This is a genomic window from Mucilaginibacter sp. Mucisp73 (genome assembly GCF_059491465.1).
The window spans coordinates 5,179,005-5,204,936 of the sequence record NZ_CP168507.1; the positions used below are offsets into that span (position 1 = coordinate 5,179,005).

Annotated in this window: 27 protein-coding genes; 18 read left to right on the plus strand and 9 right to left on the minus strand. The window is 41.2% G+C overall.

What is annotated here, in order from left to right:
- The first annotated feature begins 2 nt into the window (after nucleotides 1–2).
- Together ACEN82_RS21355 and ACEN82_RS21360 are read left to right on the plus strand one after the other, a co-directional pair.
- The gene (locus ACEN82_RS21355) at nucleotides 3–680 is read left to right on the plus strand and encodes a LytR/AlgR family response regulator transcription factor (RefSeq protein WP_413318767.1); all 678 of its coding nucleotides are present in this window, start codon (nucleotides 3–5) and stop codon (nucleotides 678–680) included.
- 47 nt (nucleotides 681–727) lie between these two features.
- On the plus strand, nucleotides 728–1,105 hold the full coding sequence (locus tag ACEN82_RS21360) for a nuclear transport factor 2 family protein (protein ID WP_413318769.1): 378 nt from the start codon (nucleotides 728–730) through the stop codon (nucleotides 1,103–1,105).
- 649 nt (nucleotides 1,106–1,754) lie between these two features.
- Here ACEN82_RS21360 and ACEN82_RS21365 read toward each other — a convergent pair.
- The 4 genes from ACEN82_RS21365 to ACEN82_RS21380 all read right to left on the minus strand — a co-directional run bounded on the left by ACEN82_RS21365 (nucleotide 1,755) and on the right by ACEN82_RS21380 (nucleotide 5,041).
- Nucleotides 1,755–2,183, minus strand: coding sequence for a hypothetical protein (locus ACEN82_RS21365; protein WP_413318771.1), 429 nt, complete (start codon nucleotides 2,181–2,183; stop codon nucleotides 1,755–1,757).
- A 104-nt stretch (nucleotides 2,184–2,287) separates the two neighbouring features.
- Nucleotides 2,288–3,202, minus strand: a complete 915-nt coding sequence (locus ACEN82_RS21370) for an alpha/beta hydrolase (protein ID WP_373615145.1) — start codon at nucleotides 3,200–3,202, stop codon at nucleotides 2,288–2,290.
- 208 nt (nucleotides 3,203–3,410) lie between these two features.
- A protein-coding gene (gene prfB / locus ACEN82_RS21375) for a peptide chain release factor 2 (protein ID WP_413318773.1) occupies nucleotides 3,411–4,503 on the minus strand; the annotation gives its coding sequence in 2 pieces (ribosomal slippage) (nucleotides 3,411–4,442 and nucleotides 4,444–4,503; 1,092 coding nt in all).
- Nucleotides 4,504–4,603: 100 nt separating this feature from the next.
- The gene (locus tag ACEN82_RS21380; RefSeq protein WP_413318775.1) at nucleotides 4,604–5,041 is read right to left on the minus strand and encodes a hypothetical protein; all 438 of its coding nucleotides are present in this window, start codon (nucleotides 5,039–5,041) and stop codon (nucleotides 4,604–4,606) included.
- A gap of 253 nt (nucleotides 5,042–5,294) precedes the next feature.
- On the opposite strand from ACEN82_RS21380, the gene pgi reads away from it, so the two are divergent.
- Nucleotides 5,295–6,941, plus strand: coding sequence for a glucose-6-phosphate isomerase (gene pgi / locus ACEN82_RS21385; protein ID WP_413318777.1), 1,647 nt, complete (start codon nucleotides 5,295–5,297; stop codon nucleotides 6,939–6,941).
- A gap of 344 nt (nucleotides 6,942–7,285) precedes the next feature.
- On the plus strand, nucleotides 7,286–7,720 hold the full coding sequence (gene tnpA / locus ACEN82_RS21390; protein WP_413318779.1) for an IS200/IS605 family transposase: 435 nt from the start codon (nucleotides 7,286–7,288) through the stop codon (nucleotides 7,718–7,720).
- 93 nt (nucleotides 7,721–7,813) lie between these two features.
- On the opposite strand, the gene ACEN82_RS21395 is transcribed toward tnpA, so the two are convergent.
- From ACEN82_RS21395 to ACEN82_RS21410, 4 genes are all read right to left on the minus strand, one after another.
- Entirely contained in the window at nucleotides 7,814–8,890 is a 1,077-nt protein-coding gene (locus tag ACEN82_RS21395) for a glutaminyl-peptide cyclotransferase (RefSeq protein WP_413318781.1), read from the minus strand.
- 5 nt (nucleotides 8,891–8,895) lie between these two features.
- The gene (locus tag ACEN82_RS21400) at nucleotides 8,896–9,264 is read right to left on the minus strand and encodes a YraN family protein (protein ID WP_090530198.1); all 369 of its coding nucleotides are present in this window, start codon (nucleotides 9,262–9,264) and stop codon (nucleotides 8,896–8,898) included.
- Complete coding sequence (dnaG, locus tag ACEN82_RS21405; protein ID WP_413318783.1) at nucleotides 9,264–11,207, minus strand: DNA primase; 1,944 nt, start codon at nucleotides 11,205–11,207, stop codon at nucleotides 9,264–9,266. The genes ACEN82_RS21400 and dnaG overlap by 1 nt, the downstream gene beginning before the upstream one ends.
- Nucleotides 11,208–11,597: 390 nt before the next feature.
- A complete protein-coding gene (locus tag ACEN82_RS21410; RefSeq protein WP_413318785.1) occupies nucleotides 11,598–12,467 on the minus strand; it encodes a DMT family transporter in 870 nt (289 codons plus the stop codon).
- A 111-nt stretch (nucleotides 12,468–12,578) separates the two neighbouring features.
- Between ACEN82_RS21410 and ACEN82_RS21415 the strand changes: the two genes are divergently transcribed.
- From ACEN82_RS21415 to ACEN82_RS21435, 5 genes are all read left to right on the plus strand, one after another.
- Complete coding sequence (locus ACEN82_RS21415) at nucleotides 12,579–13,070, plus strand: DUF6252 domain-containing protein (protein ID WP_413318787.1); 492 nt, start codon at nucleotides 12,579–12,581, stop codon at nucleotides 13,068–13,070.
- Between the two features lie 59 nt (nucleotides 13,071–13,129).
- A complete protein-coding gene (locus ACEN82_RS21420) occupies nucleotides 13,130–13,339 on the plus strand; it encodes a hypothetical protein (protein ID WP_090530211.1) in 210 nt (69 codons plus the stop codon).
- A 184-nt stretch (nucleotides 13,340–13,523) separates the two neighbouring features.
- Entirely contained in the window at nucleotides 13,524–14,960 is a 1,437-nt protein-coding gene (gene asnS / locus ACEN82_RS21425; RefSeq protein ID WP_413318789.1) for an asparagine--tRNA ligase, read from the plus strand.
- A gap of 259 nt (nucleotides 14,961–15,219) precedes the next feature.
- Entirely contained in the window at nucleotides 15,220–15,684 is a 465-nt protein-coding gene (locus ACEN82_RS21430; protein ID WP_274986367.1) for an SRPBCC family protein, read from the plus strand.
- Between the two features lie 64 nt (nucleotides 15,685–15,748).
- Nucleotides 15,749–16,291, plus strand: a complete 543-nt coding sequence (locus tag ACEN82_RS21435; protein ID WP_373615153.1) for an RBBP9/YdeN family alpha/beta hydrolase — start codon at nucleotides 15,749–15,751, stop codon at nucleotides 16,289–16,291.
- A gap of 15 nt (nucleotides 16,292–16,306) precedes the next feature.
- On the opposite strand, the gene ACEN82_RS21440 is transcribed toward ACEN82_RS21435, so the two are convergent.
- Nucleotides 16,307–16,789, minus strand: a complete 483-nt coding sequence (locus ACEN82_RS21440; RefSeq protein WP_413318792.1) for a hypothetical protein — start codon at nucleotides 16,787–16,789, stop codon at nucleotides 16,307–16,309.
- Nucleotides 16,790–17,060: 271 nt separating this feature from the next.
- Between ACEN82_RS21440 and ACEN82_RS21445 the strand changes: the two genes are divergently transcribed.
- The 9 genes from ACEN82_RS21445 to rpsG all read left to right on the plus strand — a co-directional run bounded on the left by ACEN82_RS21445 (nucleotide 17,061) and on the right by rpsG (nucleotide 25,876).
- Nucleotides 17,061–17,432 carry a methionine-R-sulfoxide reductase gene (locus tag ACEN82_RS21445; protein ID WP_413318794.1) on the plus strand — a complete coding sequence of 124 codons (372 nt, stop codon included), beginning with the start codon at nucleotides 17,061–17,063 and terminating at the stop codon, nucleotides 17,430–17,432.
- Between the two features lie 560 nt (nucleotides 17,433–17,992).
- Nucleotides 17,993–18,967 carry a ribonucleoside-diphosphate reductase small subunit gene (locus tag ACEN82_RS21450; protein WP_176625252.1) on the plus strand — a complete coding sequence of 325 codons (975 nt, stop codon included), beginning with the start codon at nucleotides 17,993–17,995 and terminating at the stop codon, nucleotides 18,965–18,967.
- A gap of 137 nt (nucleotides 18,968–19,104) precedes the next feature.
- On the plus strand, nucleotides 19,105–21,477 hold the full coding sequence (locus ACEN82_RS21455; protein WP_090530228.1) for a ribonucleoside-diphosphate reductase subunit alpha: 2,373 nt from the start codon (nucleotides 19,105–19,107) through the stop codon (nucleotides 21,475–21,477).
- Nucleotides 21,478–21,641: 164 nt separating this feature from the next.
- Entirely contained in the window at nucleotides 21,642–21,848 is a 207-nt protein-coding gene (locus ACEN82_RS21460) for a cysteine-rich CWC family protein (protein ID WP_413318796.1), read from the plus strand.
- 137 nt (nucleotides 21,849–21,985) lie between these two features.
- Entirely contained in the window at nucleotides 21,986–22,168 is a 183-nt protein-coding gene (locus ACEN82_RS21465; protein ID WP_090530234.1) for a hypothetical protein, read from the plus strand.
- A gap of 250 nt (nucleotides 22,169–22,418) precedes the next feature.
- Nucleotides 22,419–23,108 (plus strand): hypothetical protein, encoded by a 690-nt coding sequence (locus ACEN82_RS21470; RefSeq protein WP_413318798.1) that lies wholly within the window; start codon nucleotides 22,419–22,421, stop codon nucleotides 23,106–23,108.
- Nucleotides 23,109–23,498: 390 nt separating this feature from the next.
- Complete coding sequence (locus ACEN82_RS21475; RefSeq protein WP_495644015.1) at nucleotides 23,499–24,842, plus strand: tetratricopeptide repeat protein; 1,344 nt, start codon at nucleotides 23,499–23,501, stop codon at nucleotides 24,840–24,842.
- Between the two features lie 133 nt (nucleotides 24,843–24,975).
- Nucleotides 24,976–25,389 (plus strand): 30S ribosomal protein S12, encoded by a 414-nt coding sequence (gene rpsL, locus ACEN82_RS21480; protein ID WP_073405808.1) that lies wholly within the window; start codon nucleotides 24,976–24,978, stop codon nucleotides 25,387–25,389.
- A gap of 19 nt (nucleotides 25,390–25,408) precedes the next feature.
- Nucleotides 25,409–25,876, plus strand: coding sequence for a 30S ribosomal protein S7 (gene rpsG / locus ACEN82_RS21485; protein ID WP_022830654.1), 468 nt, complete (start codon nucleotides 25,409–25,411; stop codon nucleotides 25,874–25,876).
- The last annotated feature ends 56 nt before the right edge of the window (nucleotides 25,877–25,932 follow it).

Below are 25,932 nucleotides of genomic sequence, written 5' to 3' on the forward strand. Positions count from 1 at the left end.
CTTTGATTACTGCCATAGCCATTGATGACGAACCTATAGCACTTGATGTGATCCGCTCGCATGCTGCAAAAGTGCCTTTTGTTGACCTCAAAGCCGAATTTACCGATGCCTTTAAAGCAATGAACTATCTGCAACGCGAACCTGTGGACCTATTGTTCCTGGATATTAAGATGCCCGATATTTCGGGCATCGATCTGTTAACCTGTCTCAACAAAAAACCGCTGGTAATATTTACCACCGCCTACACCGAACACGCTGTTACCAGCTTTGAACTGGACGCGGTAGACTATTTATTGAAACCCTTTGCGCTTACCCGGTTCATAAAAGCCTGCAACAAAGCTTATGAACTTTACAGTTTTAGGAACACTGCCGAGGTTAAGGATTACATATTCCTGAAAACCGGCTATGAGCAGGTGCGCGTTAACTTCGATGACATTTATCATTTAGAAGCCACAGGTAATTATGTAAATTTTATATTAAAGGATAGCAAAGTGCTTACCCGCATGACCATCACTGAAGTTGAGGCGCTACTGCCGGCTGAGAAGTTTATCAGGATCCATCGGTCGTTTATTGCTGCTGTAAATAAAATTGATAAGATAGAACGCCATCAGGTAACAGTAAATGGATTTTTGCTACCTGTAGGCGGCGCTTATGTGCCGAATTTGGGAATGATTAAATAATCCCTTACAGATCGTTTATACGCTGGCATAATCATTATCTTTAGCTTATGCAGCAACGTGAACTTATCATCAGCAATTACGTAAAGGCCTATAACAACTTTGATGTTGAAGAAATGCTTAAAAACCTCGCACCATACGTTAAATTTCAAAACATATCAAACGGTGATGTGGATATGGAGCTTGATGGTATAGCAGCATTCAGGAGCCAGACCGAACAGGCAATTGAGCTTTTTGAACGCCGCGAGCAAATTATCCGGTCATTTAAACACACCGGCAACAAAACCGAAATAGCTATTGACTATAACGCAATTTTAGCTGCCGACCTGCCAAATGGATTAAAGAAAGGTGATGAGTTAAATCTGAAAGGGCATTCAATTTTCACTTTTGACGGAGATAAAATTGTTGGGATAATGGATATTAGTTGACAAAACTCATGCTAAGTTTGAAAGTCCGGCGGACATGAAGATGTGACTACAACAGAAGCCTGTCAGTTTGAGCCTGTCGAAGACTTGAGCGCAGAGGCCCTACCCACCATGCTTCGACAAGCTACCCATGACAAGATAAAAAATGTGGTTTTTCGCAGCAGATCAGCTTCGGGTGAAAACGAGCAGAACGATGCTGGGCGGTGCGGCTGCAGGGGGCATAGCAAGTTTTTGCAGAAGCGGAGGCATTGCGTGCGAATCGGGGGCAAAATAATTGCAGCCAGTGGTTCTGTTCGTTTTGCAGGGTGAAGGCCGCGCCGATGGCTATGGGGCCAGGTTGTGCGCAAAGAAGCCTCTCTGCTGCAAGCCTTTTTGGTTACTTTTGTGTCAAGACAAACGGCGGAGCCTTCTTGAGCACCTTAAAAAATGAACAATAGCGAAAAACGTAACTGGCCGCGCGCGGCCAGGAGCGCGACGATGTAAGTCAAATACTAATGAAGCCCATTAGCAGCCTGTCGGGGGTTGCTTCATTCCTTATAGCAATGACGTGACGCAGATGTCATTTTACCTTCAGACGCAGATGTCATTTTACCTTCAGAGGCCACCGGATTTAAATCACTCAGCATGACACCCATTTTTAAACATCAACGTTTTACTCCACCACCAGCTTCTTCAATGTAATTCCAATAGTAGCTGTTTTCCTTTTAGCCGACGCCCCGTAGCTGAATGCTATCTTATACATTTTTTTTGATTTGATCCAATTAACAAACTTGGGATCACAAACTGGGTTCAGTTTATAAACATACTGTTGAGGCTGAGGCTTAATTTCTGACACCGCTATATAAATAGAACCCGGTGTTTTACAATCTGCAGGGGCATCAATGTCACCCTGCTGATCGGCTACAAGGTACACAGCAATATTCAGCGTTTTATGATCGGTATACACATAGCGCTTTTGCAGGTTATTTAAAACGTAAGTAAGATCCTGGTTGGATACGCTTTTGTATTTGATGGATTGGGCGATAACATTAAAGCAGGCACCGGCAACAAGCAACGTTGCTAACAGTATTCTTTTCAACATAAAATCATCATTAAGGTCGAACTTCAAGCTTTCAAAAAAGACTGTTTACCTCAACAATAAAATTAGCCTACTGTTTTACAGAAGAAGAAATTAGTTGTCCCGAATCACTTCCCGCTCAAAAACCCATTCTCCTCCAGCCACGCGGCAGCCCATTCAAACCATTTGCCTTTATTTTTAGAGTTATACATTCCAAAGCCATGGCCACCTTCCTGGAACAGGTGCAGCTCTGCCTTTACTTTATTTTTTAAAAGTGCATCGTAAAACAACAGACTGTTTTGCACAGGCACTACGTTATCATCTTCAGCATGCACTAAAAATGTTGGCGGGGTATTGGCAGTAACCTGTTTTTCGTTCGAATACAGATCCAACTGCTCTGTCGATGGGCTCTTACCTATCAGGTTTTCCCTTGAACCAACATGGGCATATTCACCAAAAGAAATTACAGGATAGATCAGCATCATAAAATCAGGGCGTACGCTGATGTTTTCTTTATCTTCAATAACCGGTTTATCAAAATGCGTACCTTCTGTTGAAACCAGGTGCCCGCCTGCCGAAAAACCGATAATTCCTATCTTTGAAGGGTTAATATTCCAATCGGCAGCATTTTTGCGTACGGTATATATGGCCATTTGTGCATCCTGTAACGGACCGATAGATTTATCTGTCATAATGTCATCGCTTGGCAAGCGGTATTTTAGCAAAAACGCAGTAACACCAATATTGGCAAAAGCCTGTGCTACGGCCTTTCCTTCATGATCCGATGCAAGTCCGGCATATGCACCGCCGGGGCAAACAACTATCGCGGCACCGTTGGCTTTCCCTTTTTCCGGAAGATACGGCGTTAGCGTTGGTTCTGTAACCATGGTGATCCAGCTTCCGTTATTAGTTTTTTCTGTATAGGTAGCAGGCGCCTTTTTAGAATTTGGCACTCCTTTGGGATAAAGCGGCATCGGTTTTTCCTGTGCAAAGGAAGCAAATGTTATAGCTGTCAAAACTAAGGCAGATAAAATGGATCTCATATTTATTAAATGTAAAATTGGATGTGTCCAAAATACAATTAATCTCCCGAAAACAAAAACGGAGCATCAGAAATGATACTCCGTTTTTTAAACTATCCGTAATCTTGAACTTGTTTCAGGATCCCACTCGCCTGGCCTACGCCATACAGACGGTATACCGACATGTGGGATGCCGAAATAAATTCGGCATGAGCTTACTTTTTTATTTTTAACTTTTTGGCCCGCCAAATTCCATCAGGTAGGCTTTCAGGAAATCGTTCAGATCACCATCGAGCACTGCCGCAGCGTTGGAAGTTTCGTGATCGGTACGGAGGTCTTTTACCAGTTTATATGGGTGTAAAACATAGTTACGGATCTGTGAGCCCCACTCTATCTTCTTTTTGTTGCCCTCAATAGCATTGGTCAGCTCCATACGTTTGCGCATCTCAATTTCGTATAACTGTGATTTCAGCAAGCGGATGGCGTTATCTTTATTTTGCAATTGCGAACGCGATTCCTGGTTTTTGATGATGATGCCCGATGGCTTGTGGTATAAACGTACGGCCGTTTCTACCTTATTCACGTTCTGACCGCCGGCACCGCCCGAGCGAAAGGTTTCAAATTCAATATCGGCAGGGTTTACCTCAATTTCAATAGTATCATCAACCAGGGGATAAACATATACCGAAGCAAACGAAGTATGGCGTTTGGCGTTAGCATCAAAAGGCGATACGCGCACCAGGCGATGTACCCCATTTTCACCTTTCAGATAGCCATAAGCAAACTCGCCTTCCAACTGCAGGGTAACAGTTTTTACGCCGGCCACATCGCCTTCCTGGTAATCCTGCTCGGTTACTTTATAGCCGTTCTTTTCGCCCCACATAATATACATACGCATGAGCATGCCAGCCCAGTCGCAGCTTTCGGTGCCACCGGCACCCGCCGTAATCTGAAGAACGGCATTCAACTGATCTTCTTCGGCCGAGAGCATGTTTTTAAACTCAAGCTCTTCAACGGCTTTTATAGCTGCATTATATTGGTCCTGCATTTCAGCCTCGGTGGCATCGCCGCCCTGGTAAAATTCAAAAAGTACGCCGGCGTCATCAACAACCGATACTACCTTCTGAAAAGCATCCGTCCATACTTTTTTTACTTTGATGGATGCCAGCACCTTTTCGGCCTCTTTGGGGTGATCCCAAAAATGCGGACCAATGGTTACTTCCTGTTCCTCTTTTAATAGTTCCAGCTTCTTATCAATGTCAAAGATGCCTCCTCAGGGAAGTTACTCTATCCCTTAAATCCTGAACTTGTTCTTTAGTCATGCGGCAAATATATATAATTTGAAAAATTGCTATAAATAAAAAGGCCTGCAAATTGTTTAACAATCGGCAGGCCCGTTCATTAGGCAGATGTAATAGTATGTTAGGCAACCATCAGGTTGTTCACAAGCGGGTTCAGATCGGTACGATTACCGTTTAGTTTAGTTAACATAGTACCCAAAGCAAATTCTTTAGCCTCACCACTTTTAGTTTCCTTAACCAGCTCATTCATCACGGCAGGGATCAAAGCTTTTGCAGTAGCCAAAGCATGTTCCGGATCGATACCGTAAAAAGTGTTAAGCTTATTTGCAAAGCGGTTGGTTATGCTCGATACTAATGAATTGTTGTAACTACCCGAGAACTGGAAGTACTTTATAAGTTCCTTCACCTTGCCGCTTTCAAGCTGGCCTTTTAACACTTCAATGATTGAACTTGAAGCTTCATTGATCACCGCTTCATGATATTTAGCAGGAATCACCGGGTTGTTGATAACAGCCGTCCCGGCGTTATCTTTTACAAGCAAAAACAGTTTTTCGAACATAGTAATACGTGTTTTTAAAGTAAATTTACAAATTGATGATAAATACCTCATTTGATTACCACCGATACAAATATATTAAATAAAAATTTTAAACTTCAAAATATAATTGTAATTATTTTGTAATTCTCATAATTTTTAAGTGTAAAATCAACACTATGCCGGCCGTGTTTAAATAACACTAAGACAGGCTAATAATTTATTTAGTGACTATCTAACAATTAACTTTTTACTTTTGTTGAAAAACAACACAATTATGCTGCCAACTACTGATTTTACAACAACCCAGGCTTACAAATATCTTGCAGACCATTACATTGATATTGTATCAAAAAACCTGAAGGAAATGTTTGATGCTGACGACCAGCGTTTTAATAAGTTCTCGATCCAGTTTGAGGACATCCTGCTTGATTATTCAAAGAACCGTATCGATGATGAAACCATTGCTTTATTGATACAGCTGGCAAAAGAATGTTCATTAAAAGAGGCGATAGACGCCATGTATTCCGGCGAAAAAATTAACGTTACGGAAGGCCGGCCGGTATTACACATCGCATTACGTAACCGCAGCAACACTCCTATTTATGTTGATGGTAAAGATGTTATGCCTGATGTAAATAAAGTGCTTGACCAGATGAAATCTTTCAGCGAAGCTATTATCTCCGGCGAGTGGAAAGGTTACACCGGCAAAGCTATTACCGATGTGGTAAATATCGGTATCGGCGGCTCAGACCTTGGCCCGGTAATGGTTACCGAAGCTTTAAAAGCATACAAAAATCATTTAAACCTCCACTTTGTAAGTAACGTAGACGGCACACACATAGTTGAAACTCTGAAAGCAGTTAATCCTGAAACTACATTGTTCCTGGTAGCTTCAAAAACCTTCACTACCCAGGAAACCATGGGCAACGCCCACAGCGCCCGCGACTGGTTCCTGGCCAGCGGTGCTACTGAGGCCGATGTAGCTAAACATTTCGCCGCTCTTTCAACCAATGTAGCAGCTGTTGAAAAATTTGGGATCGATACCAAAAACATGTTTGAATTTTGGGATTGGGTTGGTGGCCGTTACTCTTTATGGAGCGCTATCGGTTTGTCAATTGCCCTGAGCATTGGCTTTGAAAACTTTGCCGATTTGCTTGCCGGTGCCCACGCGACTGACAATCATTTTAAAACTGCCGAGTTTGATCAAAATATCCCTGTTATTATGGGTTTGATCGGTATTTGGTATAATAACTTCTTTGAAGCCGAAACAAATGTAATTTTGCCTTACGACCAGTACCTGCACCGCTTCTCCGCCTATTTCCAACAGGGCGATATGGAAAGTAATGGTAAACATGTTGACCGTAATGGTAAAGATGTTGACTACTCAACCGGCCCGATCATTTGGGGTGAGCCAGGCACAAACGGTCAGCATGCTTTTTATCAGTTAATTCACCAGGGCACTAAACTGATCCCTGCCGATTTCATCGCCCCGGCACAATCGCACAATCCACTGGGCGAACATCACAACATGCTGCTGTCAAACTTCTTTGCTCAAACCGAAGCTTTAATGAACGGTAAAACCGAAGAGGTAGTTATTGAAGAACTAAAAGCTGCCGGAAAATCTGACGAGGAAATAGCTAAAATAGCTCCGTTCAAGGTATTTGAAGGCAACCGTCCAACAAACTCGTTCCTGATTAAAAAGATCACACCATACACTTTAGGCGCGCTGATTGCCATGTATGAGCACAAGATCTTCACCCAGGGTATCATCTGGAACATTTATAGCTTTGACCAATGGGGTGTTGAGCTTGGTAAACAACTTGCCGGCAAAATCCTTCCTGAACTGAAAGATAATGCAGAGATCAACAGCCATGATTCATCAACTAATGGCTTGATCAATCAATATAAAGCCTGGAGGTAATCTCCCCAGCCTCCTAAAGGGGGAAGTTTTATATTTTACCCCCCCCCCGGATTTTCCGGGGGGGGGGTTGTTAAAAAAACCTGAGTGCTTAGTAGAACCTTTTCTGGCGATTTCGGTTAAAGCCGCCTCATGTTGCTTTTTTTGTTCCGTTGGTTAAAACCAACGGCAATGAATTTTCTTTTTATAGAGAATTAATGCAGTCGAGCAATTTCCTATTCATTGGTTGAAACAAGCCTTTTCGAAATCTTGTTTTCATTACCGTTGGTTTTAACCAACGGATAAAGTTGCCAGGTGCTAAGTGGCTTTAGCCAAAATAACCATACATTTAGGACAAACCACAAACCATGTCATTTGTAAAAATCTGGATCCATTTGGTATTTGCAACTAAAGACAGACAACCCTTGCTTACTCAAAACATAAGATACCAGATACATAAACACATCATAGAGAACTGCAAAGAGAAAGGGATATTCTTACAAGCGATTAATGGCTATACCGATCATATCCATTGCCTTATTTCTTTAGGAAAAGATCAAAATATTGCCAAAATAAGCCAGCTAATTAAAGGAGAATCATCTCTTTGGATAAATAAGAACAAAATAATAAAACAACAATTCGGTTGGCAGGACGACTACTTTGCAGTATCGGTAAGTGAATCACAGATATCAACTGTCATTAGCTATATTAACAATCAGGAAAATCATCATCAAAAGAAATCATTCAGTGATGAGGTTGAAGAATTTATGAACCGATATGGCTGGCAACTGCTCAATAACTAAAACGCGAAACGCCCGGGTAATCCGGGCGTTTCATGTTTATAAAAATAGTCTTTCAAGCTATGGTTCCCCCTTCAGGAGGTCAGGGGACGAGACCTACGGCACCGGCACAAACTTTACCTGGTACAAATGCGGCCATTTTTTACCGGTAACAAACAGGCGTTGACCTTTGGCATCCCAGGCAATACCATTTAACACGTTGTTGTTCCAATCCCTGTCCTGCGGACGGCTTGCTACCGGGTAAATCTCTTTCATATCAATTACCTGCTCCACCGCACCGGTTTTAGGATTAATCACCAATATGTTATCGGTTTGATAAACGTTGGCATAGATCTTACCGTTGATGTATTCCAGTTCGTTTATCGAATCTATCTGTTGTTTATCGTCACACACATCAATGTGGCCTATCTGGTGATAATCATTCTTGTCAAGGAACCAGATCCGGTTGGTGCTATCATCCATGTATAATTTTGTTCCGTCATAGCACATCCCCCAACCTTCGGGGCCAACGTTGTTGGTGAAGTTGTTAAGCAACTTCAATGTATTTTTATCATATACAAAGCCTACTTTTTCTTTCCAGGTAAGCTGTACTACCTTATCACCAATAACTGACAGGCCTTCACCAAAATATTTCTCATCAAGTTTGGTTTGATTCAAAATTTTTCCGGTATTCAAATCAACCTTACGGATGGATGAATGTTTATAGTCTCCGGTACTTTCGTATAAAACGCCGTCAACATACTGCAAACCTTCAGTATAGGCAGCAGTATCATGAGGGAAAACTTTTTCAACTTTATAAGTGTACCTGGCGGGGGCTTTTGCTGCTAATAACAGGACATTGGTTGATACCTCATTGCTTTTACTGCCCTCGTAAACTTTAGCCGTGATCATCCGGATGCCCAGGCCAATGGTATCCGTTTTAAGACTGATACCTGCAGTATCTTTGCTGAAAGCAATCTTTACCGAATCGAGCAGGTAAACTACCGAATCAACTTTACTACCTGTGGGATAGCCTACTTTAATGTCGATCTTGTCGCCGGCTTTGTAGTTTGCGCCGGCGTCGGGTGTTATGGTATAGTCTGTAGCCGAGCTATCAGGTTTGTGTTTACAGCCGTAGTACCCCAAAGCCGTTAAGGCAAAGGCGGCAAAAAATAGTTTTACTTTGTTATTCATAAGTGTTATGTGGCCGAAGGCCAAAACGCATCTTCTATATGGTTTAGTATATAATTTCCACTGCGGTCAAACAATATGGCGATGATATCAAACCGCACTTCGCCCTGGTGGTTCATGAGGTAAATGTATTCATCGGCAGCTTCGGCCAATAATTTCTGCTTACGATTGTCAACAAAATCTTCCGGTTCACCGAAACCATTGCCCGTGCGGGTTTTTACTTCGGTAAATATAATAACCTTGTCTTTATAAGCAATAATATCTATCTCGGCTTTTCCGAAAGTCCAGTTTTCATCGAGGATCTCGTAGCCTGCATTTTCGAGATGGGCTTTGGCTAACGCTTCGCCGGTACGGCCAAGTTCGAGGTGTTGGGCCATTATTTTATGATTACGGAGCCCAAAAAGTCAGATATTGATTTTTCTACCTTTTTCATGCGCATGTACTGGTTAAGCAGTATTTCCTGGTCGGCCTCAGTATCGGCTTTTTGAAGCTGGGTGCGCAGGTCTTCCAGCATCTTGCCAACCTTATGCTTTTTAAGGTGAAATATAGCACCGAGAATAGTTGCTTTCATATTAACCTGCTCATCGTTCACCGTGATCTTATGCATTTCGTACCAGTTTTCACTAAGCGAATATTTACTGGCTAACATGTTAATAGTTAAATCAACTATAGCTTTGTCCTTATGGTGAATAAAATAAGCCTCATCCGGCAGTACACCGTTTTCTACTTCGCGACGGTAAATTTCGGTAATCTGCTTACAAACCGGATGATCAAAAGTAACATCACTCAACTCGGCTATAATGAAAGGGCCTATATAGGTATTGGCTATACCGTCCCAGTCAATCATACGGCTTCCATAATGCAGCAATAAACGCACAATTTCCTTTTCCTGAAAAGCATCGTCTTTAGCAACTTGTGGCTCAAGTTCAACAGGCTCATCAAAAAAGTGGGGTTCGTCGGGCATTTCGGCAAACCTGTTGTTTTGCTGCTGACGCTGTTGCTCTTCCTTTTTTGCCTTAGCCGTGCGCATTTTATTGAGCTCGGATAAAAGGGCGCGCTCATCTATCTGCAATAAGCTGCTACACTCTTTTATAAATACCGATGCCTTGATGCTATCCGGGATCTTGGCGATACTTTCAACCACTTCACGGATTACATCGGCTTTCCTGATCGGGTCGTTTCCAACTTCTTTAAGCAGGATCTGGGTTTTATACAGGATGAAGTCCTTCTTATTTTCCTCAATATGCTTTTTAAAAGCGCTTGATCCTTTCGATTGTACAAATGAATCAGGATCATGTCCATCCGGGAACAGCACTACTTTTACATTGAGGCCTTCCTCCAGGATCATATCCAAACCACGCAGTGAAGCTTTGATCCCGGCTGCGTCGCCATCATATAATATGGTGATGTTTTTGGTAAAACGGGCGATGAGCTTAATTTGCTCGGTTGTAAGCGATGTGCCTGATGAAGCCACCACGTTTTCAACCCCCGCCTGGTGTACTGAAAGTACGTCGGCATAACCCTCTACCAGGTAACAGTTATCCTGCTCACGAATAGCCTTTTTGGCAAAGTAAAGCCCGTAAAGTACATTTGATTTATGGTAGATCTCCGACTCGGGCGAGTTAACATACTTGGCTACGTTCTTATCTTTTTTTAGTGTACGGCCGCCAAAACCAATTACCCTGCCGGTAAAACTATGGATCGGGAACATCACCCGGCCGCGGTACCTGTCATACAAAGCGCCGTTGTCCCGTTTTACCGACAAACCGCTTTCAACCAGAAACTGCTCTTTATAACCATTTCTGATGGCGGCGCTGGTAAAAGCTTCCCATTGATCGGGCGAATACCCCAGCTCAAACTTTTTGATAGTTTCGGCGGTGAACCCTCGTTCTTTAAAATAGCTGAGGCCTATGCTTTGACCTTCCTCCGTATCAAGCATGGTTTCATGAAAAAACTTAGCGGCAAATGCCGATACGATCATGAGGCTTTCCCGGCGTAGCTCCTCTTCACGGTTTTCGGGAGCTTCAACAGTTTCTTCAACCTCGATGCCGTACTTTTTAGCGAGCCATTTCAAGGCCTCGGGATAACTGAACTTTTCCAGCTCCATTAAAAACGTAACAGCTGAACCACCTTTTCCTGTTGAGAAATCTTTAAAAATACCTTTTGCCGGGGATACTGTGAACGACGGGGTACGCTCGTTCGCGAAAGGCGAAAGGCCTACGTAGTTAGCCCCACGTTTTTTTAACTGCACAAATTCCCCTATCACCTCCACAATGTCGGTGGCTTCCATAATACGGTCGATAGTGGATTTTTGGATCATGTGTTAAAATGCAAATGTAGGGAAGATAGATCGTTGCCCGTAATTCGAAAACGTTAAAATACGGTTTTGTTTGATAACGAGCGGTTTAAAATTCAATCTCCTTGAGAGGCAAGTTCACTGTTTAATACTTCAAGTAAAATCCTGAAATATATGCCCCTTTCATCACCGCGATGAAGGGGGTTAACAGGGTTAACAGAAATTCAACAATACTGACATACAAATCTTAAAATCAACTACTTAACAAAACAAGGGGTTAACATTAAGTATTGCTAAATTATTGAAAAGCTGATAAAACTATACGATAGTACTTCGATCGTTGCAACTTAAGCGGACCGATGATATTAAAATTATGATATGGTATAGGTTCATTTGTACTGCACTTAAACCCTTTCAAAACAAGGTATCAGCTTTTTGATTTCGGGGTTTCAAAAATGTCACCGCTATCCCGGCCAATACAATTATGCTGCCAACAATCTCATTAAAACCTAAACGTTCATGAAGTAAAAACGCGGCAAGCAGCCCGGCAAAAACCGTTTGGCTTAATAAAGCAATGGAAACCCTGGTTGGTTCCAGATAACGTAGCGAGTAATTGATGGTTAGCCAGCCTGCTAACTGGCAAATAAGCCCCATACCTATAAAGCAAAGCCATGCTTTTAATGAAAGATGAACAATATCGTTATGCATAGATCCATTGATTACCAGCAAAAAAATACTGGCGCTCAGCATACTGTAAAACATAAAACTAAACACATCAATACCGGCCATAATATTTTTGGTGATCATGATATAGGTAGCATAAAAAAAACTGGCAAGTATAGCCAGCAGTATGCCGGCATTAAGCTCCATGTGCAAAATGTGTTCATAACCTACCAAAACAACCATACCGGCGATGGCAATAAGCGTACCTATCCAAAATAGCCGACCTGATCCTTTTCTTAAAAACAGGAAGCTCATCAAGCCCACCCAAACCGGGGCCAGGTTGGCAATAAGGGTTGATACAGTGGCGCTGATCTTTAACAGCGAAATATTCCATACTGCAATATCAAGGGCGAAAACCATGCCCGCAGCTATGGAAATAAGCAATTGCTTTTTATCTATTTTTAGTTTTTGCCTAAATACACAAAATGGAGCAAGACAAATCCAGGCTATAAACACCCGGTAAAATGCCGATCCTATAGGTGATACCCCGGCAAGCTTTACAAATATCGGCGAAAAGGAAATACATAAAATACCAATAACAAGGCTCACTTTAGGATTCATGGGCGATAAAACAAAATGAGCGGCAAACTTACTGAAACCACGTATAATATGCCTTACTTTTAAATATCTTTATATTTCCTGTACAATTTATTAACCTGTCATCAGTAAGCAATGAAATATCCCTGTTTGATATTAGCCATAGCCGTGGCCCTGCTTTTTTCAGCCTGCAAAAAAAAGGACTGTTGTAATTTTCCGGTCATACCCGATTTTATGCTTGCGCAAAAAAACAACATCAAATGGGAGGCTAATCCTTCCGGTTCGAATATAATGGGTGATACCATTACCATATCAGCAAAAAGCACCATTGGAGGTGAAGAAGAGCAGGTAGGTTTTAAAATTGTGTTTGATGGTGTTGGGTATTATACCCTCAAAGCAAACGAAAACTATTACCACATTACAAAAAACGGCTCCCCGTTAGCCGGATACAAACCTGACCCTACCCATCTTAGTTCGGTAACTATAATTTCATACAACCAGGCCGATAAAATACTGCAGGGATTGTTCGAATTACGTTTTCTGAAAGTAATTGATAGCCACACCGAAAGTCATCCGGACAAGGTTACTTTTAGCGAGGGCAAGTTTAAAGCTAAGCTCAAATATTAACTTTTATATTAATTGTAACTAAGCTTAATTATCATTCGTATTAGTTGTAAATTTGTTTTATGAAAAAAGCTCTATTATTAACCGCCTCAGTATCACTTCTGTTATTTGCTGGCTGCCAAAAAAATGGCGTAGCCCCAAAACAAGACAGTGTTAGTGCAAAAAAAAGCATTACCAACCAGTCATTGAATAAAAGCAAAGACACTATTATGGTAGGCGGCGCGACGACAAACACGTTACTCCGTGACACAATCATGGTTACAAACAAGTAAGCGTCAAAAAGAAATAGCCGGGATACTTCATGTTCCCGGCTACATTTTTAGTCGCTGGTTTCCTTTCCCCCCTTTTCTCCTGATATATCTTTCCGTGTTAACATGCTAATGTTTTTTAGCTCATGTTTCAAAGTGCGCTTTCATAATTAATTGTATTTTTGCGACTCTAAAAATTATACATGATATGAGTCAGCGAACTAAGATCAAAGCATTGCTGCAAAGCCAGCAAACCGAAATTGATGTAACAGTTAAAGGATGGGTGCGCGCATTCCGTTCAAATCGTTTTATTGCTTTGAATGATGGCTCAACTAATAATAACATCCAGGTAGTTGTTGATTTTGAAAATACCGACCCGGCATTACTTAAACGCATCACCGTTGGTGCAGCACTTAGTGTTCAGGGTAAATTGATAGCATCTTTAGGTAAAGGCCAAACAGTTGAGGTTGTAGCAAACGAGATTGAGATTTTAGGCGACAGCGATCCTGAAAAATATCCTATCCAGCCTAAAAAGCACAGCCTTGAGTTTTTGAGGGAGAACGCCCACCTGCGTTTTCGTACCAGTACGTTTGGCGCTATTTTCAGGGTACGTAACAGCCTGGCATTCGCGGTGCACCAGTTTTTTCAGGAACGTGGTTTCGTTTACCTGCATACCCCTGTAATTACTGCTTCAGATGCTGAAGGCGCAGGCGAAACATTTCACGTTACCAACTTCGATTTGGATAACATTCCGAAAACTGATACCGGCGAGATCGATTTCAAACAGGATTTTTTTGGTCGTGCCACTAACTTAACCGTATCCGGCCAGCTGGAAGGTGAGCTTGGCGCTATGGCCCTGAGCGATATTTATACATTCGGCCCAACCTTCCGTGCTGAAAATTCGAACACGACCCGCCATTTGGCAGAGTTTTGGATGATTGAGCCGGAAGTCGCGTTTAACGATCTGGTTGACAACATGGACCTCGCCGAGGATATGCTAAAATACGTGATCAAGTACGCTTTGGATAAAAATGCCGATGACATTGAATTTTTAACCCAGCGCTTAACTGAAGAGGAAAAAACCAAACCGCAAAACGAGCGCTCAGAAATGACGCTCCTCGAAAAACTGCAGTTTTGCTTAAATAACGATTTCGAGCGCCTAACCTATACCGAGGCGATTGACATCCTGAAAGAATCTACCCCAAACAAAAAGAAAAAGTTTGTTTATCCTGTTGAAGGCTGGGGTACAGACCTGCAAAGTGAGCACGAGCGTTACCTGGTCGAAAAACACTTTAAAAAGCCGGTGATCCTGACCGATTATCCAAAGGAGATCAAAGCGTTTTACATGCGCCAGAACGACGATGGCAAAACCGTGCGTGCCATGGACATCCTGTTCCCGGGCATTGGCGAAATTGTAGGTGGTTCACAACGTGAAGAACGTTTAGACAAGCTTGAGCAGCGCATGAACGAAATGGGCATCCCGACCGAAGAACTTTGGTGGTATTTGGATACCCGCCGTTTCGGCTCTTGTCCGCATGCCGGCTTTGGTTTGGGTTTTGAGCGGTTGGTGCTGTTTGTTACCGGCATGGGCAACATCCGCGATGTAATCCCCTTCCCAAGGTTTCCTAAAAACGCGGAGTTTTAACCGTTGATTGTTTTTTGATTTTGATGATTACGCTGACTTTTTGTTTTTAGGATTTCACCGATTCAAAATTGATTTCACCGATTTTTTAGGTTGTGTTATGATGATTATCGTCAAAGACTGATTATCTTGACCAACAACTAAAGCATGATATCAACTTTTAATCGGTGTAATCATTTTAAGAGGTAGCGAAAATCCTTAAATGAAGTAGTTACAAATCGGTGTAATCATTCTAAAAAATCGGTGTAATCCCAATAAAAAAATGCCATCACAAATTCTGCTTGCTACCCATATTAATGCGCCTGTTGAAAAAGTGTTTGACATTGCCCGTAACATTGATGTACATGTAGAGTCAACAAAACATACTGGCGAACGAGCTATTGCCGGGCGTACAACCGGCTTGATTGAACTCGGCGAAACTGTTACCTGGCGGGCAAAGCATTTCGGCATATGGCAAAACCTTACCTCAAAGATCACCGAAATGGAATATCCAAATTACTTTACCGATATCCAGGTTGAGGGTGCTTTCAAAAACTTTACGCATGAGCATTATTTTTATCCTATCCTTAACCAAACCATGATGCGGGATATTTTCACGTTCGAATCGCCGGGTGGAATATTGGGAGAAGCGGTAAACTTTCTGTTCCTCTCAAGCTACATGACACAATTGTTGGTAAAGAGGAATAAAGTGATTAAACAGGTGGCTGAAGGTAGTTCAAACTCATGACCGAGGGTTAAAATCCCTATATTGAGCTTTCATTTATTAGGTTATTTAACATCTTACCGAAACTATGGTTTTCAACGCTGATATTCTTATACACCCGGGATTGGGCAATTCAGGTTCACAACACTGGCAAAGTATTTGGGAAAAGCAGTTCAATTTTACCCGTATTGAACAACAGGATTGGGAAACCCCGGTTTGCAGCGATTGGATAAAAACTATAAATGATTATGTAAACCGCTATGATCCGGAAAACGTAATCTTAGTTGGTCATAGCCTGGCTTGTGCTGCCATAGCCTCGTGGGCAAAACAATATAACATTGCAATAAAGGGTGCATTACTGGTTGCACCGAGCGATACCGAAGCGGATAGCTATCCAACCGGCACAAGTGGCTTTACGCCGATGCCATCAGGCAAACTGCTATTCAAATCAATAACGGTGGTTAGTAACAATGATTTCTACGTAAGCCCGGAACGAGCCCTGTTATTTGCAAAAAGTTGGGGAAGTGAGATAGTTAGTATGGGTGATGCAGGCCATATCAATGTATCAGCAGGTTATGGCGAATGGGATAAAGGGCTCGATCTGTTAAAAAAACTGGACGAGGGATATTAAGCCGACGACGGCAGATCAGGCAATGCCGTTTACTGAAAAACTTATCACTTGTTTAGTTTTAAGATTTATCCTTACCTGAAAATAGCAGTTGCCACCGTCCATAACATTGACCAAATGCTTCTTCCAGTTTGTAGGATAGTGTATTGCGCATAAACAATTTAGATACACTTCTTTTTCTCCCTTTCCATTTATCATGGCTAATACTTGTTTATAGTATTTATAGGGGTTATATATCGCACCATATTCTTTCCTTTTATTATGATCTTCAACAGCCCTGATTAAAATGTTGTCTATTTCTACAAAATCTGCGTCAGCCAATTGTGTAGTACGATACTCTTTTCCAAACCATGAATCAATGAATTGCTGATTTACAGGCAAGACTGCGTATTTCGACATATCAACAACGTGAAGGTGCTGATACTTAAACAATGAGTTTGGTTTGCTAAGCGGGTTAACCGATTGCAGCAAAATGAATATGGATAAGATCGCAATGCGCATAGTTAGAGACTAATAAATACCAAGTTAAAGTTAATAAGTTCAGCTGAAAGCCAAAGCTATGTTTAACCACAAGCGGGAAAACCCGCGGCAGTTGCTTGTAATTTGCACATTTGAAATTTGCACATCTGCCCATCTAAAATCCCGTCAAATCAGTGTAAACATCAACCGGTAAAACATTATATCCTCCCGAGTTGTCGTATCTTTATATAGATGAAAAACCGGAAAGGATTCTTGATCGGTGAAATCAAAAAAATCGGAGTAATCAAAATATATGGAGTACAATCAATTAACGCCCGAAGAAGAAAGGGTAATATTATACAAAGGTACCGAAAGGCCGTTCACCGGCTCGTTACTGAACAATAAGGCGCAAGGTTTATACGTTTGCAAACGCTGTGATGCGCCGCTGTATCGATCGGAAGATAAGTTTGAGTCGTTTTGCGGCTGGCCGAGTTTTGACGATGAGATTGAAGGAGCTATTCGCCGCGAAGTAGACGCTGATGGCCGCAGGGTAGAGATCCTGTGTGCAAATTGCGGCGCTCACCTGGGCCACGTGTTTGAGGGCGAGTACATGACCGCTAAAAACACCCGCCATTGTGTAAATTCAGTATCGATGAAATTTGTTCCGGTTGAGGACGCAAAATAATTCGTAAAACTTTCAGGAATACGCCCGTTGGTTCATGATTAACGGGCGTAATTGTTTTCCACATACCGACCTGCAGAGACCTTTTAATTTCGCATTTAAATATTGATACCTGCTGCAAGCAAAAGCATTTCATTATTGGCAATAATTGTCGGTGTTAAGTCAAGTAATTTATAATGTTAAATTATCGTAATCCGCAAGTATAAAGGCCTCCAAATTTCAATCAAATTTTTAATCGGCTGTTTTCAAGTCCATTAATTTTTCATCAATATAACAAGTGCCGATAAAGTGTGGATAACTCGGGGGTTTGTGAAAAACTATCATTCACAACTACACAACTCAAACATTAACTTTGCTCAGCAAGGTAATAAAAAAGGCATTCAGCCGGCAGCCAGCCGCACTCGTCAACTTCTAATTAAATAACTGGCTGTCAGAAAGTTACACAATACAGTTGCTAAGGAATAAATCCGAAGGCATCAAAATTTAAAGCTTTATTGAAAAGTAGGGCTTGCTTTCGTGTCTGAATACCTGATTGAAGAAAGAAACTAATAAAGTAGACACCAATGAGTTTGGAAAACGAATTATTACTACGGGAAAACAAGGACCGGTTTGTTATCCTTCCCATCAAGTATCCCGCAATTTGGGAGATGTATAAAAAAGCGGAAGCCAGCTTCTGGACCGCCGAGGAAATCGACCTGTCGGACGATATCAAACATTGGGAAAGTCTTAATTCGGGCGAGAAACATTTTATCTCGCATGTACTCGCTTTTTTTGCCGCAAGCGATGGTATCGTGAACGAGAACCTGGCGGTAAACTTCATGAGCGAAGTACAATTGCCCGAGGCACGCTGCTTTTATGGTTTCCAGATCATGATGGAAAACATCCACTCTGAAACCTATGCCCTGCTGATAGACACCTACGTAAAAGATCCCGCCGAGAAAGATCGCCTTTTCCATGCTATTGAAACCGTACCATGTGTTGGTAAGAAAGCTGAGTGGGCATTGAAATGGATCAACAACGGCAACTTTGCCGAGCGTTTGGTTGCATTCGCGGCGGTTGAAGGGATCTTCTTTTCAGGCAGCTTTTGCTCCATATTTTGGCTTAAAAAACGCGGCCTTATGCCGGGTTTAACTTTCAGCAATGAGCTGATCTCGCGCGATGAAGGTTCACACTGCGAGTTTGCCTGCTTATTATATGGCATGCTTGAAAACAAACTACCGCAGGAACAGGTTACCAAGATCATTACCGATGCGGTAGAGATAGAAAAAGAATTTATAACCGAGGCATTACCGGTTAACCTGATAGGAATGAATGCCAAGCTAATGAGCCAGTACATTGAGTTTGTGGCCGACAGGTGGCTGAGCGAACTTGGTTACGATAAATTCTATAACGCAACCAATCCGTTCGATTTCATGGAAATGATCTCGTTACAGGGCAAAACCAACTTTTTTGAAAAGCGTGTAGGCGATTATCAAAAAAGTGGTGTACTGAATGCGTCGGCCGAAAGCAAAAGCTTTTCGCTTGATGATGATTTCTAATTGAAGAGGTTAGAGATTGGTGATTAGAGGTTAGGTAGTCTCAGGCCAATCCCAAAATCAAGGTTCAGAAAATAATCAAATCACAATAATATTAACTAAAAAAGCTTCGCTTTTAACGGGGCAAAAGGAGGGGCAAAATGTTCGTAGTAAAAAGAGACGGAAGAAGAGAATCCGTAAAATTTGACAAGATCACCGCACGTATTGAAAAACTGTGCTATGGGTTTCAATTAGTTGATCCTATTGATGTGGCTAAAAAGGTAATTGAAGGTTTATTTGATGGCGTAACCACCTCCGAGCTGGATAACCTGGCTGCCGAAACCGCCGCTTCATTAACCACCAAGCACCCTGATTATGCTTTGCTGGCTTCGCGTATCGCGGTATCAAACCTGCACAAAAACACCATTAAGTCGTTTTCAGAAACCATGCGCCTCCTGCATGAGTATGTTGACAAGAAAACAGGTAAAGATGCCTCGCTTATCGCTGACGATGTTTATGAAGTGATTAAAGAAAACGCGGAACTGCTTGACAGCACCATCATTTATGACCGCGACTTTGGCTTTGATTATTTCGGTTTCAAAACCCTCGAAAAATCATACCTGCTAAAAATCGACGGTAAAATTGCCGAGCGCCCTCAGCACCTGTTTATGCGTGTATCGGTAGGTATCCACAAAGATGATATTGAAAGCGCCATCAAAACCTACCATTTAATGAGCGAGCGTTGGTTTACACATGCTACGCCAACTTTGTTTAATGCAGGTACGCCAAAACCACAAATGTCATCATGCTTCCTGTTAACCATGAAAGATGACAGCATTGAGGGTATCTATGATACATTAAAACAAACCGCCAAAATTTCGCAAAGTGCAGGTGGTATTGGTTTAAGCATCCACAATGTAAGGGCTACAGGCTCGTACATCAGCGGTACTAACGGTACCAGCAATGGTATTATCCCAATGCTGCGCGTATTTAATGATACTGCCCGTTATGTTGATCAGGGCGGCGGTAAACGTAAAGGCGCTTTCGCCGTTTACTTAGAGCCATGGCATGCCGATATTTTTGAATTTTTGGACCTGCGTAAAAACCACGGTAAAGAAGAAATGCGTGCCCGCGATTTGTTCTACGCCCTTTGGGTATCTGACCTGTTCATGCAGCGCGTTGAAGCCAATGAAGATTGGAGCTTATTTTGTCCGCACGAAGCACCAGGCTTAGCCGATTGCTGGGGTAAAGAATTTGAAGAGCTGTACGTTAAATACGAAAAAGAAGGCCGTCAGCGTCGTACAGTAAAAGCACAGGAACTTTGGTTTGCAGTGTTAGATGCACAGGTTGAAACCGGTACGCCATACTTATTATATAAAGATGCTGCCAACGGTAAATCAAACCAGCAAAACCTGGGTACCATTAAAAGCTCAAACCTTTGCACCGAGATCATCGAGTATACCGATGCAAACGAAGTAGCTGTTTGTAACCTGGCTTCATTAGCATTACCACGTTACATCAACAATGGTGCTTTTGATCATGATAAACTGTACGAAGTAACTTACCAGGCAACTATCAACCTTAACAGGATCATTGATGGCAACTACTACCCGGTTAAAGAAGCTGAATACTCAAACCTGCGTCACCGTCCTATTGGTTTAGGTGTACAGGGCTTGGCTGATACTTTCATTCAACTGCGTATGCCGTTTGAAAGTGATGAAGCTAAAAAACTAAACATCGAGATCTTCGAAACCATCTACTTTGCAGCAATGACAGCTTCAAAAGATATGGCTATAAAAGATGGCGCTTATGAAACATTCAAAGGCTCACCATTGTCACAAGGTAAATTCCAGTTCGATCTGTGGGGTGTAAAACCAGAAAGCGGCAGGTGGGATTGGGAAAACCTGCGTTTAGATGTAATGAACCACGGCGTACGCAACTCATTATTAGTTGCACCGATGCCAACTGCTTCAACATCACAGATTTTAGGTAACAACGAATGCTTTGAACCCTATACTTCAAACATTTACACCCGCCGTGTATTGAGCGGTGAGTTCATTGTAGTGAACAAATACCTGCTGCGTGATTTGGTTAACCTTGGCTTGTGGAGCACCAGCATGAAAGATAAGATCATCAGCGCAAACGGTTCAATCCAGGAAATTCCTGAGATCCCTGCTGATATCAAAGCATTGTACAAAACTGTTTGGGAGATCAAAATGCGCAGCATTATTGATATGGCTGCCGACAGGGGCGCGTACATTTGCCAGTCGCAATCATTGAACCTGTTCATCAACTCACCAAATGCTTCGAAGTTAACTTCAATGCACTTCTACGCATGGAAAAAAGGCTTGAAAACAGGTATGTACTACCTGCGTACACAAGCAGCATCGCAAGCTGTTAAATTTACAGTTGAAAACCAGGGCGGTAAAAACATGGATCCGGTTATCCCGGCCGTTGTTGACGCCGTTGCCGACGAAATTCCGGCAGGCCCAACCTGCTCAATGGAAGAAGGCTGCGTGACTTGCTCGGCGTAAGTTTTTTTAGTCGATAGACGATAGTCCATGGACCATAGCCAAAAAGCTATAGTTCATGGACTTTTTATTTTAATGACATTCATATTTTACAAGCTATCCCGCGGTTAGGTAACTTAGTAAACTTTTTCCATGGACTATGGACTATTAACCATCGACCAAACAAAATGCCCAAACACGAAATCATCCGTTGCGAACGCTGCCAAACAGCTTTTGAATGTAAAGCCAATTCATTCAGCAAGTGCCAGTGCAGTATTGTGCAGCTCACTATTAACGAGGTGCAATATGTGAGCGAGCTATATGACGGGTGTTTGTGTGCTAATTGTTTGCTTATCATTCAGCAAGAGTATTGGGAAAGTATGGGGTTGGTTTGATGATTATAAACCAGCATTGTTGACAACAAATAGTTCTCTTCTCTCCAAATTAATCTCTCCCAATTAATCCTTTTCCATTTCCATTAGTCATACATGTGTACATCTTCAATAAAGATGATGATTAAAGATTTTACACCATGAAAAGGAAATTTGTTGCTTTGGCACTATTAATATCAGCAGTAGTATCCGTAACCTCAGGTTGCGTTGTTCGTGAAGATTATGGTCACCATCACAGGTACCGCAACGGCTATAACAACGGGTATAATAATGGTTACCATGACGGTGACGATCACGGTCATTATCACGACCGCGGTTATTAAGAATTGTTAATTTAAGTTTTCCATAAGTAGTTTAGTGAGTGATGAAAGAGGGCGCCGGTTTTACCGGCGCTCTTTTTATGCCCATCTGATTTATTCGGCACAGAATTTTATTATGGGTTTAAATGAAAAATAGATTAAAATCAGAATTTACAATAATCAAAATAAATATAATCAAAATTTAATTCCGTAAAATTTGATTTTTCAAAATCATTTTTTGTAGATTTGGTTCAACATTATAAACCTATCAAAAATGATCAGCATTAAAACTACAACGGGCTATATATGCAGGTTCGCATTTATAGCTGCAGTTGCTTTAACCGGCCCGGGCGTTGCACCGGTTATCGCAAAAGTTGCAAAGTCGCCAACAATAATTATTGCCGATACCCAGCTCAAAGCTTTTGAAGGCATTTATCAGCAAAAGGATAACGAGTACAGAGTATATAAAATAACAGCAGATGGTGATAAACTAATTGCCCAACAACTTGGCGGAGATCAAAAGCTAACTTTAACCCGTAAATCAGATCTTGAATTTGAATTTTTAGATGATGACGGCGATGAAAAAATCCCTGTTGTGTTTTCAAAGAATGAAGCCGGTGAAATAAACCAGATCACCTTAGGCGGCAGGCAAAGATGGGCAAAGATAAACAGCTATACCCCACCTAAAGAGGTACAACTGACACCCGAACAAATAAAAGTTTTGGCGGGCAAATATCAGTCGGATGAGAGGGCTGATCTTTTTCTGACTATAACCGCGATACCCGACGGATTAACGCTCAAACAATCATGGGATGGCAAGGAAATCAATTTTAAACCATTGTCTGAAGTGTTATTTTTAAATCAAGCCTTTGGCTTTCCCTTAAAATTCACTAAAGACGCGAGCGGCAATCCAACCAAAGTGTTGGCTTTTAACCGCGACACCTGGAATAAGGTAAAAGAATAAGCTCCCTTATTAATTCAATATATAAAGTATTACGGGCCGGCCCGCTGTCACCTAAACCTGGTTACATCGGTAACCGGCCTTTTTTTTTGTACCTGTAGTCATAATAATAGACCGGTCATATTATTAATAATTATAGTATTTACATCGAATTGTGTATAATACAGTTTTTAATTAAAATAATTTGAATAATTTTATAAGGCCAAGCACCTTATTATTAGTAGATGAACTTATTTAGGCTTTTTAAGTATAATTTATCAAAGAACAAAGTCTATTCAACTTTAACAAATCTCGTAGCATTTATCGCTATAATTTTCGTTGCTTTTGACAAGCTAACAAACATCCTATCCAACCCTATTTACAGTCAGATCTGTATAACAATATTTATACTCATTGTATTTTATTATCTGCTTGCAACATTCAACGAGGTCTGCAAAAAAAAAACAACAAGGGTTTGCTAATTCCGATTATTATTCAAAACCAGAAATTAATATCGCAAAATTTGGAAGAATCTCAGTTTTCTTCCTATTGTTGATTCCTTTATACTTTATAAAAATTCAAATTACTGTTTATCAAAATCATAAAAAGTCCTTAGACCAGATATGTGGTGAAAATTTAAAAAAAACCGGACTCCTTATAACTAATTTCGCTCAACCAAAGGAAGATGACGGTTTTTCGAGTACATTATATGGTAAACTGAACTCCGATTTACAAAATATTGATACAATACAATTAAAATTATTGGGAAAATATATCTTAGAAACCAGCCCCAATTATTTAGATACCATAAAAAACACCTTTGAAGAAAACTGTAGCAAGTCTGGATTAATTGTTTACGGGAATAGAAAGAACATGCAATTCAACTGCAGAATATATTCTCTCAATTTTTTGAAATTTACATCTAAGGCCTTTAATAGAACAAAAGATAGTACTATAATTTATATCCAAAATCCTAACATTATAAATTTCACAGTCGAAGAAGAAGCGAACGTTATATCTGAATTCCTCCACGGCTTGTTATTTTATCACGCAGGAGCGTATGAGCTGTCAAATAAAGCGATGCATGGGGCATTAAGGTTAAATACTAATCCTAAAAACAAGCAATTCATTTCGATATGTCATTTATTCATCGGTAACAGCTTCGTAAATCAAGGTCAAACATCGGCGGCAATAAATTCTTACAAGGATGGAATATCAGTAGAGCCATCAAATTCATATCTGCACTATAATCTTGCTGCAATTTATAATAGCTCAAAAGACATAGCCGAAGCTTTTAAGGAATACCAAATTGCAGCTCAGTTAAATCATCAATTAAAAAACCCATTACAGAAAGTTACGTCTCCCGAGACTTCTACATCTAAGGTCGAGCTAAAAAAAACCACGATAAAAGATCAACAAAAAAAACGCGACACATTAAGAGTCTTGTATAAAGCTGAAAATACCACGCTGACAACCGGTGATCAACATTGGTTTATCATCTCAAAAAATCAAAAGTATGGCATTATAAACGATAAAGGTGATACTATTTCTAATTGTAAATTTGACGAAATAGACTACATGTATTTTAAAAAAGCGCATTGCTTTATCGGGCAAATCGGAAAAAGATACGGCGCATTTATGTTACGCACCCACCATAATTCAGGAGAAAAATGGCATGAGTTGCCAGTCGAGTATTCAATATTTACGATACAAGAAGCAATTGAATATTGTTTAGACCATCATTATAAAGAGCAATAAGCTCATCTTATAGTTTTTTAAGCAACATTCCCCTCAAAAAAACTTTCACACAACTACTTGAAAATCAAAAATAATGTTCGTACTTTTGCAGTCCCGAAATGCGGGATAAAATAATTAGACAAAAAAGCAAGAAATGCCTACTATTCAGCAATTAGTTAGAAAAGGTAGAGTAGCTCTGGTTGACAAGAGTAAGTCACCGGCGTTGGACAGCTGTCCACAGCGAAGAGGCGTGTGCACCCGTGTGTACACCACTACCCCTAAAAAACCAAACTCAGCAATGCGTAAAGTTGCCCGTGTGCGCTTAACCAACGGTAAAGAAGTAAACGCTTACATCCCTGGTGAAGGTCACAACTTACAGGAGCACTCTATCGTTTTGATCCGTGGTGGTCGTGTTAAAGACTTACCAGGTGTACGTTACCACATCATCCGTGGTGCACTGGATACATCAGGTGTAGCTGGCCGTAACCAACGCCGTTCAAAATATGGTACCAAACGTCCTAAACCAGGTCAGGTAGCAGCAGCGCCAACAAAAGGTAAAAAGAAATAATTAAGGAGGATAGAAAGCAATGAGAAAGTCAAAACCAAAAAAGAGAATTATCCTTCCTGATCCAAAGTTCAATGATACTTTGGTAACAAGGTTTGTAAACAACATGATGTATGATGGTAAAAAATCAACTGCATACTCTATTTTTTACAACGCTGTTGAAATTGTTGAGAAAAAAACAAGCGAAAACGGCTTAGAAACCTGGAAAAAAGCTTTAAACAATGTAATGCCTGCTGTTGAAGTAAAAAGCCGCCGTGTAGGTGGTGCTAACTTCCAGGTACCTACAGAGGTTCGTCCTGAGCGTAAAATAGCTTTGGGTATGAAATGGTTGATCAGCTATGCCCGTCGTCGTGGTGAAAAAACCATGATGGAGAAATTAGCCGGCGAAATCATCTCTGCTGCAAAAGGCGAAGGTGCCGCTGTTAAGAAGAAAGAAGATACGCACAAAATGGCTGAGGCTAACAAAGCGTTCTCACACTTCAGGTTCTAAAAATTTAGATTACACCGATTTAATTATAAGATTACACCGATTATTTACGTTTACAC

Coding starts and splice junctions, on each gene's coding strand:
- ACEN82_RS21360 (WP_413318769.1), top strand. CDS start 728: ATGCAGCAACGTGAACTTATCATCAGCAATTACGTAAAGGCCTATAAC.
- ACEN82_RS21365 (WP_413318771.1), bottom strand. CDS start 2,183: ATGTTGAAAAGAATACTGTTAGCAACGTTGCTTGTTGCCGGTGCCTGC.
- ACEN82_RS21370 (WP_373615145.1), bottom strand. CDS start 3,202: ATGAGATCCATTTTATCTGCCTTAGTTTTGACAGCTATAACATTTGCT.
- ACEN82_RS21380 (WP_413318775.1), bottom strand. CDS start 5,041: ATGTTCGAAAAACTGTTTTTGCTTGTAAAAGATAACGCCGGGACGGCT.
- pgi (WP_413318777.1), top strand. CDS start 5,295: ATGCTGCCAACTACTGATTTTACAACAACCCAGGCTTACAAATATCTT.
- tnpA (WP_413318779.1), top strand. CDS start 7,286: ATGTCATTTGTAAAAATCTGGATCCATTTGGTATTTGCAACTAAAGAC.
- ACEN82_RS21395 (WP_413318781.1), bottom strand. CDS start 8,890: ATGAATAACAAAGTAAAACTATTTTTTGCCGCCTTTGCCTTAACGGCT.
- ACEN82_RS21400 (WP_090530198.1), bottom strand. CDS start 9,264: ATGGCCCAACACCTCGAACTTGGCCGTACCGGCGAAGCGTTAGCCAAA.
- dnaG (WP_413318783.1), bottom strand. CDS start 11,207: ATGATCCAAAAATCCACTATCGACCGTATTATGGAAGCCACCGACATT.
- ACEN82_RS21410 (WP_413318785.1), bottom strand. CDS start 12,467: ATGAATCCTAAAGTGAGCCTTGTTATTGGTATTTTATGTATTTCCTTT.
- ACEN82_RS21415 (WP_413318787.1), top strand. CDS start 12,579: ATGAAATATCCCTGTTTGATATTAGCCATAGCCGTGGCCCTGCTTTTT.
- ACEN82_RS21420 (WP_090530211.1), top strand. CDS start 13,130: ATGAAAAAAGCTCTATTATTAACCGCCTCAGTATCACTTCTGTTATTT.
- asnS (WP_413318789.1), top strand. CDS start 13,524: ATGAGTCAGCGAACTAAGATCAAAGCATTGCTGCAAAGCCAGCAAACC.
- ACEN82_RS21430 (WP_274986367.1), top strand. CDS start 15,220: ATGCCATCACAAATTCTGCTTGCTACCCATATTAATGCGCCTGTTGAA.
- ACEN82_RS21435 (WP_373615153.1), top strand. CDS start 15,749: ATGGTTTTCAACGCTGATATTCTTATACACCCGGGATTGGGCAATTCA.
- ACEN82_RS21440 (WP_413318792.1), bottom strand. CDS start 16,789: ATGCGCATTGCGATCTTATCCATATTCATTTTGCTGCAATCGGTTAAC.
- ACEN82_RS21445 (WP_413318794.1), top strand. CDS start 17,061: ATGGAGTACAATCAATTAACGCCCGAAGAAGAAAGGGTAATATTATAC.
- ACEN82_RS21450 (WP_176625252.1), top strand. CDS start 17,993: ATGAGTTTGGAAAACGAATTATTACTACGGGAAAACAAGGACCGGTTT.
- ACEN82_RS21455 (WP_090530228.1), top strand. CDS start 19,105: ATGTTCGTAGTAAAAAGAGACGGAAGAAGAGAATCCGTAAAATTTGAC.
- ACEN82_RS21460 (WP_413318796.1), top strand. CDS start 21,642: ATGCCCAAACACGAAATCATCCGTTGCGAACGCTGCCAAACAGCTTTT.
- ACEN82_RS21465 (WP_090530234.1), top strand. CDS start 21,986: ATGAAAAGGAAATTTGTTGCTTTGGCACTATTAATATCAGCAGTAGTA.
- ACEN82_RS21470 (WP_413318798.1), top strand. CDS start 22,419: ATGATCAGCATTAAAACTACAACGGGCTATATATGCAGGTTCGCATTT.
- rpsL (WP_073405808.1), top strand. CDS start 24,976: ATGCCTACTATTCAGCAATTAGTTAGAAAAGGTAGAGTAGCTCTGGTT.
- rpsG (WP_022830654.1), top strand. CDS start 25,409: ATGAGAAAGTCAAAACCAAAAAAGAGAATTATCCTTCCTGATCCAAAG.